Here is a 12,530-nt window from a genome sequence, read left to right as displayed (position 1 = left end):
TCAATTCATGGTTATAAAAGCGCAGAGCCCAGCTGGGTTTGCCGAGGAATACATCATCGAGTCCATCTGGAACAATCGCTTTCCTCCCGGATCTATTCTGCCCGCCGAGCGTGAATTATCCGAGTTGATCGGGGTGACGCGGACGACCTTGCGCGAAGTGCTGCAGCGACTGGCCCGTGATGGCTGGTTGACCATACAGCATGGCAAGCCGACCAAGGTGAACAATTTCTGGGAAACCTCCGGCCTCAATATTCTGGAGACGTTGGCTCGTCTGGATCAGGACAAGGTACCTGATCTGATAGCTCAGCTGCTCTCCGCCCGTACCCATATCTGCACCATCTTTATCCGCGGGGCGATCCGTCACAATCCGGAACAGGCCGCCGAGATCCTGCGTGGTGCCGATGGGGTCGAGAACAACGCACAGGCTTATGCCGAGTTCGATTATCGCCTGCACCACCAGCTGGCGTTTGCTTCCGGCAATCCGATCTACGCCCTGATCCTGAACGGTTTCAAAGGGTTGTACAGCCGGGTCGGCAGCTACTACTTCTCCGACAAGCAGGCCCGCGAGACCGCAGATGCCTACTACAAGACCCTGCTTAATCTGGCGGAGACCAAGAACCACGAAGCCGTGTTCATGACGGTGCGTCAGTACGGTATCGAGTCCGGCAAGCTGTGGACCCGCCTGCGTCAGGACATGCCAAGCGATCTGTGCGACAACTGATCCCTTGCCTGTGCTGTCCAAGAAACGCGCCATCCGGCGCGTTTTTTTATTCTGCCGTGTTTGTGTCTATCCTTGATTGGCGGTGGTAATTGCTTGAACTGCATGGATATTTGGCCAAAAAGCTTGATCCAGCGCAAATGAACCCTGCATTTATCACTTTGGTGGCATAGGACCCAACCGCTGATTGAGGTCAAATGGAGGCATCAAGAGCGGAACCAATATCCGCCAGAAGGAACACACCTTTCACCGGATGAAGGACACAACAATGAGTCTTCTTGAACACACCATCTGGACAGTACTGGGATACGGGGCCATGCCCTTTATCTTTCTGAGCGGATTCGTGGCGGTGGCAGTGACCTGTTGCATGCTGCTGAATGCGTTCGGGGTACAGTCCGCCGAGAAGTGAGTCGCTTCTCCATGCCGCCAAATGCCAGTCTTCGGACTGGCATTTGTTTTTTGTGTCTTTTAAAGCACTTATCCCGGCAGGGAAGGGGAAATCTTTGGTCAGGATGGTCGAACCTGCCGCCGATTTTGATTACACTGGCGCCCGTATTTCCAACTCACCCTTCTCTTATCAGGTGTTCAAGGTTTTCTATGGCTCTCAAGGCAACCGTATTCAAGGCCCAGATCAGTTTGTCTGATATGGATCGCAATCTGTATCAGGACTTCTCCCTCACGCTGGCGCGCCACCCCTCCGAAACCGATGAGCGGATGATGATCCGGCTGGCGGCCTTTGCCTGGCACGCTGCCGAGCGACTGGAATTCACCAAGGGATTGAGCGCCGATGATGAACCCGAGCTCTGGTGCAAGAACTACTCGGACGAAATAGAGCTCTGGATCGAGCTGGGCCAACCCGATGAAAAACGGCTCAAAAAAGCCTGCAACCGCGCCCGTCAGGTGGTGCTCTACCTCTACGGCGGTCGTGGCACCAGCGTCTGGTGGAAGCAGAACCAGGGCAAGCTGAGCCAGCATGACAACCTCAGCATCATCGAACTCTCCGACAGCCAGACTCTGCCGCTCACCGCCATGGTCGAGCGCACCATGCAGCTCACCTGCACTATCTCCGATGGTCAGCTCTGGGTCAGTAACGGCGCACTGGAAGTGACGCTGGATCCGGTGGTGCTGATGGGCAAACCGGCCCGCGAGCTGTAACGGACGCCGCCCATGTTCAGCGCCTTGCTCAATATCGTCATTCCGGTGTTCGGTGTGGTCGGGCTCGGCGCCCTCTACGGGCGATTGCGACCGGGGGCTGCGCTCGGTTACGTCAATCGGGCCAATATCGAGCTGTTTACCCCGGCGCTGGTCTTCTCCGCGCTGGTCAAGTATCCGCTGGCGTTGGCGGAGCATATGCCGCTGATTGCTGCGGGGGCGCTGGTTATTCTGTTACCCGGTCTGCTGCTCGCGCTGCTCAAACTCAAAGGGATTGAGCGGGCAGCCCTGATCTTGCCCGCCATGTTCCGAAATACCGGCAATCTCGGTATCCCCTTGATGGTGCTGGCGTTTGGCGAGCAGCAACTGGGGGCCATCGTGATCCTCTTTGTGCTCTCCAATCTGCTGCACTTTTCGGTCGGCATGTTTATCCTCTCGGCCAATACCTCCCGCTGGCTGTGGCTGCGCAGCCCTGTGTTGTGGGCCGCGCTGGCCGGTTTGCTGGTGGCCAACCTGCACATTGCGCTGCCGGAATATGTGGTGACCACGGCCTCGCTGCTCGGCCAGATCTCGGTGCCCCTGATGCTCTTTGCGTTGGGCATTCGCCTGATGGAGGGGGAGCTTGATCACCTTGGCCTCGCGCTCAAGTGCAACCTGCTCTATCTGCTGGCGGGGGGATTGTCGCTGCTGCTGGCGATCTGGCTGTTGCCCCTCAAGACGGAGTGGATCCCGCTGTTGATGTTGTCGGTTTCCTTGCCCCCTGCGGTCTTGAATTACATGCTCTGCGAGCAGTATCACTGCCAGCCGGACAAGGTGGCCAGTATCGTGCTCGGCGGCAATGCCCTCTCTGTGCTGGTGATCCCGCTGGCGGTCTGGTTGGCACTTCATCTGCCCGGCTAAGCCAGATTGCATTGGTGCGACGGTGCGACTCACTGGCCAATTGCTTGATCGAACCGAGTCACAGTCGTTCGCATCTCATCCTTGCAGGGGAAAGTTAGCCTATCAGGATCAGCAAGCTCTTCCATGCCATCTCTGTCCATCATTGCATCCGTAATATATCTGTCGTCCCCGTATCCGGCCCTGAGCCCCGGGCCTAACGGCGACAGCTATAGTATGAAAAAGAGCTGACTGACACTGTTTAACCAATGCCAGTGAGGGAAACCGGATGGGCACAAGTGAGCAATCTGAGCCTGTGGGGCAGGCAAAATCGCGCTATGACCCGGCATTGCCTACCGGTTATGACTGGCGCAGACACCGCCGTTTTATCCTCAGTGGCGGTGGTTACAAGGCAGAATGTCGCCGTCGCAACTGGTTTCTGGAGTTGCTCAACCCGGTGCCCTATGTGGTGGTGCGCGACATAGCCATCGGCGGCATCGGCATTCTGGGGGCCATACGGTTGAAGGAGGGGGATGAGCTGGTGATTGCCATTCCCTCTGGCGAGAAGCTGCGCGGTCTGGTCGTGAGATCCCAGCCAGACCCACTCTTTCCCAAACTCTATCGCACCGGTATTCGTCTGCATCGATATCCGACGGCCGAGCTGTTTGCCCGCTGGCAAAGTTACATTCAGCCGCAAGATAAAGCGGATTTCGACCATGAGTGCCAAGTCTTGAAACAGGTACGTGGTGCGTGAACCAGATGCCATTTCAGAGGTTGTTTTCCCCACATTCAGCATGATCTGTCGATGGACTTTGCGGATCAGCAGGCTTGGCTGGCCCAAGTGATTTATCTTGCTGCATGTGTTTTCATCTTTTTGTTTTTATTGAATTTTATCTGTGCCTCTGAAGTCACGGAGGATACGGATCATTTTCCCTTTTCGTGATCCCCCCCGAAGTAGTTCCCCCTGATATCCCTTAGTATCTGGCCAGCATGACTCCCTTTAGGGGGAGGATAACAAGAACAAAAAGGAATGATGGATGAGATCCGTGAGCAACCAGTGTCTGTTGATGCAGATCCAGCCGACCATCTTGCGCTTTGCCAAGATGCTGGCGAGTGTGCTGCAGCTTGAGGTCGAAATTGTGGATGCCGATATGGTTCGGGTGGCTGGCACCGGGCCCTATGGCAAGTTCTTCGGACGTCAGCTGGAGGGCGACTCCCGCCTGCTGCGCTATGTGATTGATAACCAGCGGGAGAAGATCGTTACCCACACCAGTGATGATCCCGTGTGTGACGGTTGTACCTGCAAGGAGAGCTGCCGTGAGCGCGCCTTCCTCGGGGTGCCCATCATGGTGGACGAGCGCTGCATCGGGGTGATCAGTCTGGTGGCCTTCAGCGACGAGCAGCAGGCGCGCCTCAACAACAATCTGCAGGATGTGTGTGACTATGTGCGCCATATCTCCACCATCTTTGTAGCCAAGTTGCTCGATTCACGCGGGCTGTCGGATGGGGTCAACAAGGTGTTCCTCAATCTGATGACCAACATGGATCAGGGTTGCCTGCTGCTCGATGACAAGAGTCAACTGCTCTACGCCAACGAGGCGGCACTCCATCATCTGGGTTGCCAGCAGGAACAGCTGCAGGGGCGCGAAGTGGGGATCCGCCCGCTCACCTTCTCCCAGCAGGGGCTGAGTGGTCATCTTCAGCACATCATCACCTTTGAAGGTCGTCAGGAGCTGATCATCGGCCAGCTACATCATGTGCAGGGCCAGCAGCTCTTTCTGATGGCGTTTCACCAGTCCCACTCCGGTCAGGTTCAGGAGCCGGATCCGGATGTGCGGATCGATCAGCTGATCGGCGAGAGCAAGCCGATGCGCACCCTCAAGCGACTGCTGCACCGCATCGCCCAGAGCCCCTCCAGCGTGCTGATTTGTGGCGAGAGCGGCACCGGTAAAGAGGTGGTGGCCCGCGCTGTCCATCGCCTGAGTCCCCGTCAGGACAAGCCTTTTATTGCCATCAACTGTGCCGCCATTCCCGAACAACTGCTGGAGAGCGAGCTGTTTGGCTATGTGAAGGGCTCCTTTACTGGCGCCTCCAGCGGCGGCAAGCAGGGCCTTATTCAGGCGGCCCATCAGGGCACCCTGTTCCTCGACGAGATTGGCGACATGCCGCTCACCATGCAGGCCAAGCTGCTGCGGGTGCTGGAGCTGCGGGAGGTGACCCCCATCGGTGCCAGCCGACCGGTGCCGGTGGATATCCGCATCATCGCCGCCACTCACCAGCATCTCGATCAATACATCGCCGAAGGGAAGTTTCGCGAGGATCTCTACTACCGCATCAACGTCATCCCCCTCAACCTGCCGCCACTGCGGGAGCGGGAAGGGGACGTGGAGCTGCTGACCCACTACTTCCTCAACCTGCACACCAGCCGCATTGGCATTGTCTATCCTGGTTTGGCTCCCGAGGTGATGGCGCTGCTCAAGGGGTATCGCTGGCCGGGCAACGTGCGCGAGCTCAGCAATCTCATCGAATATCTGGTCAACGTCAGCCAGGCGGGCGAGGTGATTGACGCCAGCCTGCTGCCCCCCAACATCATCCGCAATCAGGAGCCCCATCGCGTTGCGGCCCAGTCGATCCCGGTGACCAACCTGGATGCGGCGTTCAATGTACCTGCCACAGCGCCGCGTGCCACCACGCTGGAGAAACTGCCTGAACCCGTACCGGGTGAGAGCGGCCTTGAGAGCATGGAGAAACAGATGATTGAAGAGACCCTGCAGCGGCTCGGCAACAAGAAACTGGCCGCACAGGCGCTGGGGATTGGGATTGCCACCCTCTATCGCAAGATAAAGAAGTACGAGATTGCCGTGCAGAGCTGAGGCGCTGGCGGCATCGATCTAGCCCGTGTCGTTTATCGGATGACACGGGTTTTTTATGGGAACAAGGCTCTGCGCCATTGCCGAACAGTGCTGAACGGAGTGGCGGGGCAGGGGAGTGGCTGGACAGAATGCAAAAAGCCCGCTCGATGAGCGGGCTTTTTTAATCTGGTGCGTCCTAGTGGATTCGAACCACCGACCCCCACCATGTCAAGGTGATGCTCTAACCAGCTGAGCTAAGGACGCAGGGTGCGCAATGCGACTTTTATTTCTTTATGCAGAAGTGGTGGGTTTAATTGGATTCGAACCAACGACCCCTACCATGTCAAGGTAGTGCTCTAACCAACTGAGCTATAAACCCACATCTGCATTTCTTTCAATGCTGAATGGTGCGTCCTAGTGGATTCGAACCACCGACCCCCACCATGTCAAGGTGATGCTCTAACCAGCTGAGCTAAGGACGCATAATCAGTGTTCTGTAATGGTGCGTCCTAGTGGATTCGAACCACCGACCCCCACCATGTCAAGGTGGTGCTCTAACCAGCTGAGCTAAGGACGCATCACAGAAAAGTGGTGGGTTTAATTGGATTCGAACCAACGACCCCTACCATGTCAAGGTAGTGCTCTAACCAACTGAGCTATAAACCCACTTTCTCTTACTTCACTACGCCAGCGCTGCTGACGTGGTCGGCATACTACCCATGCCCCCCAAGGCTGTCAACAGGCCATATGCACAAAGGAGACTGTTTGCCCAGTTCTTGCGCAGCCTGTTGATTTTGCAGGCGAGTTGTCGCTCGCCAAGCCCTGTTACTGAGATCGCGACAGGGTAGTGCAGGCCTCCGGAGTGGCAAAACGGCCATAGATGTAGCGCAATCTCGCCCCCAGCATCAGGGCCGCACTGGTGAGGCCGACGATAAAGCCGATCCAGAAACCCTGCGGCCCCATCCGCGGCACCAGCCAGTCGGTCAGACCCAGGATCATGCCGGTGGGCAGCCCCAGTCCCCAGTAGGCGACGATGGTGACGTAGAAGATCGCCTGGGTATCCTTGTAACCGCGCAGTGCGGCGGCCGCGACCACCTGCACCGAGTCGGAGATTTGATAGATGGCGGCGAAGAACAGCAAAATGGCCGCCAGGACGATCACCTGCTGATCATCGGTATAGATGGAGGCGATCTGCTCGCGCAGCAGCACCGTCATGGCGGCAGTGGCAGCGGCGATGGCTATCCCCAGCATCAAGCCGGTGCGGGCCGCTACCCGGGCATGGTGGGGCTGCCCTTCACCGATGCTGTGGCCGACCCGGATGGTGACACCCACCCCGATGGAGAGGGGCAGCATAAAGACCAGGCTGGAGAAGTTGAGGGCAATCTGGTGACTCGCCACCGTCTCGGCGCCGAAGGGGGCCAGCATCAGGGCCACTACGGTAAACAGGGTCACCTCGCAGAAGATCGCCATGGCGATGGGGAACCCTAAGCGGAACAAGCGCCAGATCCGGCTGCCGTTGGGGCGAGCCAGCTGGGAGAAGAGCCGGATCTCGGTGAAGTGACGGGAGAGCTTCACATAGAGGATCATCGCCAGCAGCATGGCCCACAGCACGATGGCCGTGGCCACGCCACAACCCACCCCGCCCAGTTTCGGCATGCCGAAGTGGCCGTGAATGAAGATGTAGTTGGCGGGAATATTGACCGCCAGCCCGACAAAGCCGATCACCATGGTAGGCATGGTGTGGGAGAGCCCCTCACTGAAGTTGCGCAGCACCTGGAACAGCACGAACGCGGGCAGACCCCACAGGATGGCGTGCAGATAACCAGTGGTCTTGGCCGCCATCACCGGCTCCACATCCATGAACTGCAACGCCAGCGGGCTGTAATAAAGCGCAATCATCGCCAGCGGGGTGACGATCAGTGCCAGCCAGAAGCCCTGATGAACTGCCGGACGGATTGCCTCCCGTTTACGGGCACCATTGAGCTGGGAGACGATGGGGGTGAGCGCCATGATGATCCCCTGCACCAGCAGGATCACCGGTAGCCAGAAGCTGGACGCCACCGACACGGCAGCCAGATCGACCGCACTCACCTGACCCGCCATCACGGTATCGACGAAGTTCATGGCGACCTGGGCGACCTGGGCGACCAGAATGGGGCTGGCTAGACGGACGAGCTGCTTCGCCTCGGACCAATAACGTTGCACTGACACCTCCGAGTGGATCAGATAAGAGTAAAAAAGAGCGGAAATCGGGAAGAGCCTTTGCACTTTCGGACGAAAGTGCAAAGGGTGGGGGAGGCATTCTAGCCTGAAATTCAGCCAGGACGAAATAGTTGCCGCCCCGGGGGGCAGGATCAGGCGTCTTCGTGATCGCTGATCAGCAGGTTGGCTGCCGCATAGGCTGCCTGTTCACGCAGTTCGGCGGGCACCCGTTCATCGGCGGCGACCGCGTTGAGGGCGCGGATAGTGGCGGCGATGGCCTTCGGCACATAGCCCTGCTCACCGGAGCCAATCTGGTTATAGGCGATACGGATCGCTTCACAGCACTCATAAACCATCATGATTTGCTTCCTTGAAAGTAAAAAGGCGAGCAAATATAGCGGTTTTGCTCCCATTTTGTCAGTCTCGCGGTTGTAATTTGCGGCAAGCCCGTTAGTTTGGTTACCCCCTTTTCCTGTTTCGGCCTCTTTGATGCTGTTCTCTTCGCGCAACTCACTGGCGATCTTTCTGACGCTGTTTGCACTTCTCGCCCTGACGCTCAAGGATGGCGCGGACAAATATCTGGTACTCCATGGCTACTCCGTGATGGAGATGGTTTGGTTTCGCTTCTTTGTTCCTTTCCTTGGTCTGCTGCTGTTGTTGCCAAGGCGCACCATGTCGGCGCTGCTGGCGGTGGATCGCTGGCTATTGTTGCGCTCGCTGCTGTTTCTGGTCTGTGCGCTGGTCTCGGTGATTGCGCTGGCCCATGTACCACTCAACGTCTACACCATCATTTGCCAGCTTGGTTCGCTGGCCTTCGTGGTGGCGGGCGTGATCTTTTTCAGGGAGCGGCTGACCCGGGCCAAGGTGGCGGCCGTGTTGCTGGGGCTGTTTGGTGTGCTGGTGGTGACTCATCCCGACGGGGGCGATGCGAATCTCTACTACCTGCTGCCACTGGTCATCGTGCTGGCCAACACCGGCTACAACCTCATCACCAAGCTGGTGGATCCGCGTCTGACCACCCTCGATATCCTGATCGTCACCTGCTTCATGCTGGGGATGGTGGCAATGGTCGTGCTCTGCTGGCAGCCTGCACTGTGGCGCTTTCCGGTGCTTGCCGACTGGCCCTATCTGCTGGCGCTACCAGTGGTGACCCTGCTCTCCCAATATTGCCTTATCAAGGCGATGCAGTATGCGCAGGCCTCTACTCTGGCGCCCTTCTTCTATTTCCAGATCTTTTTTTCTACCCTCTGCGGCTATCTGATGTTTGGTGAAATGCCGACTCTCAGTAGTATGGCGGGGTGTCTGCTCATCGTGCTGGCTGGCATAGTGGTCATCCATTCCCAGCGCCGGGCTCGTGTGCTGGCGCGGTCTGAGGCGGCGGAGCAGGTGTGACAGTTTGTACGAAACGAATTGTGTAAAAACGGATTATGTAAAAGAAGCGGCCACAGGCCGCGATAAAAAACAGAGCGTGTTACCAGAAACAAAGAGGTGATGATGTTTACCGGAATTGTGCAAGGTGTGGCCGAGCTGGTCGCCATCGAAGAGAGTGCTTCATTTCGTACCCACGTGATCCGCATGCCCAGCCGGGAGTGGGGGGAAGGGTTGGCCCTCGGCGCCTCAGTCGCTCACAACGGCTGCTGCCTGACCGTCACCCGTGTCGAGGGGGAGCTGGTCAGCTTCGATCTGATGCAGGAGACCCTGCGCCTGACCAACCTCGGCAAGCTGCAGGTGGGGGACAAGGTCAATGTGGAGCGGGCCGCCCGCTTTGGCGACGAGATCGGTGGTCATGCCATGTCTGGCCATATCATCGGCATGGCAGAGGTTACCTCGGTGATCAATACCCCCAACAACCGTCAGGTGTGGTATCGCCTTGCTCCCGAGCTGATGAAATATGTGCTGACCAAGGGGTACATCGGCATCGATGGCATCAGTCTGACCATCGGCGAGGTGCGCGAGCGGGAGTTCTGCGTCCACCTGATCCCCGAGACCCTGGCCCGTACCAATCTGGGTTGGGTCAAGGCTGGCTGGCAGACCAATATCGAGATCGATCCCCAGACCCAGGCCATCGTCGATACAGTGGAGCGGGTACTGGCGGCGCGCGCGGGTAACTGAAAGGAAACGGCTCGGTGTTAATCGCCTCATAAGCAAGGGCCTGCAGTGTGCAGGCCCTTGTTATTTACATGGTGAAAATATCCACTCAACTTTCTATGGCTCGCAGTCACAACATCTGCTCAGCTCTTTGCGACTTGCAGGCAAAACAGCTGTTCGGCCTTTTGTGACTCGTAATCAAAACAGTTGCTCGTCGTCTGCATCCACAAACAACTGCAAACAGTCGCGGGCTTCGTCGCGGTGAAGCCGCAGGTGGATCGGATTGCAACAGGCCATGCAATCTTCGTAAAACTCCTGATCACCCTGGCTGGCATCCAGCTCGACCCGGGTATGGTGACCGCAGTGGGGGCAGACGATGCGCTTGCTGGTGTACTCGATCATGATAACCTCCTCGGGCCCTGAGGCCGCCTATCTACCCTGATTCTAGTCGGGCTGCAGGGGGTTAACCGCGAGCAAACGCACGTTTATGACAGAGATCAAGCCTTAGAAATGGCAAGGCCCAACTGGTTGCGTGGGCCGTTCAGGATAAGAGCCGTCTGGTTGCTGATCGCGGGTGACAAGAGGGGGATTGCCAACGGTTGTTTGGCAATAACAGGGGGCCAGCTGCCCCCTGCGGGTATGAGGACGCGAGCGCAACAAGGCGCCGATAGGCGCTACTTGACCCAGCTGGCCAACATGTCGGCATTGAGCTCGGCCAGCGAGCTCAGCTGGTAGTTGGCGATGGCCAGACGCGGGTCGCCGACTAAAGCGGGATCCGGCACGATCAGCGCAGTCATGGAGGCCGCCTTGGCCGCCAGCAAACCGGTAAAGCTGTCTTCGATGGCCAGACAGTGTACCGGTTCCACCCCCAGCTTTTCGGCGGCGTGGATGTAGACATCCGGGTGCGGTTTGCCGAAACGCTCGATTTCAGCGGAGTGAACCGCCATAAAGCGATCGCGAATGCCAAGTTTGCCGAGCACCGCTTCTACCATCGCAAAGGGGAGGAGGTGGCCAGACCCACTTTCAGGCCGCGGGCTTCGATAAGGTCGAGCGCCTCCAGCACACCGGCTTTGGCCTGACCTTCGGAGAGGATCAGGGCGTTGACCCGATCCAGAATGCGCTGTACCACTTCTTCCTGGCTCGGGCCGCTCCACGGGCGCAGACGATACCAGTGGGCGACCAGCTGATCGATGCGCACGCCGATGGTCGATTCACAATCCTCGACGGTGTGGGGGTGACCCAGTTCGGAGAAAACGGCGATCTGGGCCCGTTGCCAAAAGGGTTCCGAGTCGATCAGAACACCATCCATATCGAAGATCACGGCAGCTAACATCTTGTACTCCTGACAAATTTGAAGAGGGGATTATAAGCCTGACGGGGAAATGCAAAAGGGGCATTGCCATGCCCCTTGCGCCCGATCACATCGGCAAACGTTTGTTTTGCTATGGCAAAAAAGCCCTTAGAACAGTACATCGACCTTGGCGGCCACGGCTTTGGCTTTCTCTACCGCATCCTGGCAATCCGCTGCGCGGGCCAGCGCCACGCCAAGACGGCGGCGACCGGCGATCTCCGGTTTGCCAAACAGCCGCAGCTGGGCGCCCGGCACCAGCGCCAATGCCTCACCAATTCCCTGATAGCGGATATTCTGGCTGTGCCCTTCGCGCAGTACCACGGCAGAGGCGCTCGGCCCGTACTGGGTGATGGTGCCGACTGGCAGCCCCAGAATGGCGCGCACATGCAGGGCGAACTCGGAGAGATCTTGCGAGATCAAGGTCACCATGCCGGTATCGTGGGGACGCGGCGAGACCTCGCTGAACCACACCTCATCGCCCCTGATAAAGAGCTCGACCCCGAAGAGGCCGTAACCGCCCAGCGCCTCGACCACCTTGGCCGCTACCTCTTTGGAGCGGGCCAGCGCCAGTTCGCTCATCACCTGTGGCTGCCAGGATTCGCGGTAGTCGCCATCTTCCTGCCGGTGGCCGATCGGCTCGCAGAAGTGAATGCCATCGACGGCGCGTACCGTGAGCAGGGTGATCTCGTACTCGAAGGGAACGAAGCCCTCGACGATCACCTTGCCACGACCGGTGCGGCCGCCTTCCTGGGCGTAGGTCCAGCTCTCATCGAGCTTGGCGAGATCGCGCAGTACACTCTGCCCCTTGCCGGAAGAGCTCATCACAGGTTTTACCACGCAGGGCAGGCCGATGGCCTCGACGGCGGCGACAAACTCCTCCTTGCTCTGGGCAAAACGGTAGGGTGAGGTGGGCAGACCCAGGGTCTCGGCGGCGAGGCGGCGGATCCCTTCCCGGTTCATGGTGAGCTGGGTAGCGCGGGCGTTGGGCACTACCTTGACCCCTTCTTGCTCAAGGGCAGCCAGGGTATCGGTGGCAATCGCTTCAATCTCGGGGATGATGAGGTCGGGTTTAACCTCGGCAACCAGGGCACGCAGGGCGTTGCCATCGAGCATGTCCAGCACGTGGGCTGCGTGGGCCACCTGCATTGCGGGGGCGTTGGCATAGCGGTCGGCGGCGATCACTTCGATCCCGAACCGTTGCAACTCGATGGCGACCTCCTTGCCAAGTTCGCCGGAGCCCAGCAGCAGGGCACGGGTGGCGCCGGGGCGGGTTGCGGTTCCAAACATACGA

At 58.4% G+C, this 12,530-nt stretch carries 12 protein-coding genes, 5 tRNA genes and 1 pseudogene; 8 read left to right on the top strand and 10 right to left on the bottom strand.

The genetic code is table 11. The annotated features are described in order from the left end of the window. Window positions 1-7: 7 nt before the first annotated feature. From fadR to WBR25_RS11065, 6 genes are all read left to right on the top strand, one after another. Window positions 8-721 carry a fatty acid metabolism transcriptional regulator FadR gene (fadR, locus tag WBR25_RS11090; protein ID WP_026034983.1) on the top strand — a complete coding sequence of 238 codons (714 nt, stop codon included), beginning with the start codon at window positions 8-10 and terminating at the stop codon, window positions 719-721. Between the two features lie 265 nt (window positions 722-986). Beyond that, window positions 987-1,127, top strand: coding sequence for a TIGR02808 family protein (locus tag WBR25_RS11085; protein WP_005345965.1), 141 nt, complete (start codon window positions 987-989; stop codon window positions 1,125-1,127). 188 nt (window positions 1,128-1,315) lie between these two features. Further along, on the top strand, window positions 1,316-1,873 hold the full coding sequence (locus WBR25_RS11080; protein ID WP_005336887.1) for a YaeQ family protein: 558 nt from the start codon (window positions 1,316-1,318) through the stop codon (window positions 1,871-1,873). 12 nt (window positions 1,874-1,885) lie between these two features. Next, a complete protein-coding gene (locus WBR25_RS11075) occupies window positions 1,886-2,770 on the top strand; it encodes an AEC family transporter (protein ID WP_139462790.1) in 885 nt (294 codons plus the stop codon). A gap of 265 nt (window positions 2,771-3,035) precedes the next feature. Further along, window positions 3,036-3,500: a hypothetical protein gene (locus WBR25_RS11070; RefSeq protein WP_421173073.1), complete on the top strand. Its 465-nt coding sequence runs from the start codon at window positions 3,036-3,038 to the stop codon at window positions 3,498-3,500. Window positions 3,501-3,783: 283 nt separating this feature from the next. After that, window positions 3,784-5,619, top strand: a complete 1,836-nt coding sequence (locus WBR25_RS11065) for a sigma 54-interacting transcriptional regulator (RefSeq protein WP_139743259.1) — start codon at window positions 3,784-3,786, stop codon at window positions 5,617-5,619. A 166-nt stretch (window positions 5,620-5,785) separates the two neighbouring features. On the opposite strand, the gene WBR25_RS11060 is transcribed toward WBR25_RS11065, so the two are convergent. The 7 genes from WBR25_RS11060 to WBR25_RS11030 form a co-directional block, all read right to left on the bottom strand. After that, window positions 5,786-5,862, bottom strand: a tRNA-Val gene (locus WBR25_RS11060). A 38-nt stretch (window positions 5,863-5,900) separates the two neighbouring features. Then, a tRNA-Val gene (locus WBR25_RS11055) sits at window positions 5,901-5,977 on the bottom strand. Window positions 5,978-6,003: 26 nt separating this feature from the next. Further along, window positions 6,004-6,080, bottom strand: a tRNA-Val gene (locus WBR25_RS11050). Between the two features lie 18 nt (window positions 6,081-6,098). Continuing rightward, window positions 6,099-6,175, bottom strand: a tRNA-Val gene (locus WBR25_RS11045). 12 nt (window positions 6,176-6,187) lie between these two features. Then, a tRNA-Val gene (locus WBR25_RS11040) sits at window positions 6,188-6,264 on the bottom strand. 159 nt (window positions 6,265-6,423) lie between these two features. Then, window positions 6,424-7,803 (bottom strand): MATE family efflux transporter, encoded by a 1,380-nt coding sequence (locus WBR25_RS11035; protein WP_160880470.1) that lies wholly within the window; start codon window positions 7,801-7,803, stop codon window positions 6,424-6,426. A gap of 149 nt (window positions 7,804-7,952) precedes the next feature. After that, window positions 7,953-8,159: a YaeP family protein gene (locus tag WBR25_RS11030; RefSeq protein ID WP_005352334.1), complete on the bottom strand. Its 207-nt coding sequence runs from the start codon at window positions 8,157-8,159 to the stop codon at window positions 7,953-7,955. 130 nt (window positions 8,160-8,289) lie between these two features. On the opposite strand from WBR25_RS11030, the gene WBR25_RS11025 reads away from it, so the two are divergent. Together WBR25_RS11025 and WBR25_RS11020 are read left to right on the top strand one after the other, a co-directional pair. Then, window positions 8,290-9,192, top strand: coding sequence for a DMT family transporter (locus tag WBR25_RS11025; RefSeq protein ID WP_429106582.1), 903 nt, complete (start codon window positions 8,290-8,292; stop codon window positions 9,190-9,192). Window positions 9,193-9,294: 102 nt separating this feature from the next. Next, a complete protein-coding gene (locus tag WBR25_RS11020; RefSeq protein WP_429106715.1) occupies window positions 9,295-9,912 on the top strand; it encodes a riboflavin synthase subunit alpha in 618 nt (205 codons plus the stop codon). 174 nt (window positions 9,913-10,086) lie between these two features. On the opposite strand, the gene WBR25_RS11015 is transcribed toward WBR25_RS11020, so the two are convergent. From WBR25_RS11015 to purT, 3 genes and pseudogenes are all read right to left on the bottom strand, one after another. Further along, window positions 10,087-10,290: a CPXCG motif-containing cysteine-rich protein gene (locus WBR25_RS11015; protein ID WP_005336871.1), complete on the bottom strand. Its 204-nt coding sequence runs from the start codon at window positions 10,288-10,290 to the stop codon at window positions 10,087-10,089. Between the two features lie 272 nt (window positions 10,291-10,562). Next, a pseudogene (gene hxpB, locus WBR25_RS11010) lies at window positions 10,563-11,221 on the bottom strand (hexitol phosphatase HxpB). A gap of 126 nt (window positions 11,222-11,347) precedes the next feature. Further along, a complete protein-coding gene (purT, locus tag WBR25_RS11005; protein ID WP_479747917.1) occupies window positions 11,348-12,526 on the bottom strand; it encodes a formate-dependent phosphoribosylglycinamide formyltransferase in 1,179 nt (392 codons plus the stop codon). Between the last annotated feature and the right edge of the window lie 4 nt (window positions 12,527-12,530).

This window comes from Aeromonas sp. MTB (assembly GCF_056632455.1).
Note: the sequence above shows the minus strand (reverse complement) of the source record. Positions and strands in the feature narration are given on the sequence as shown.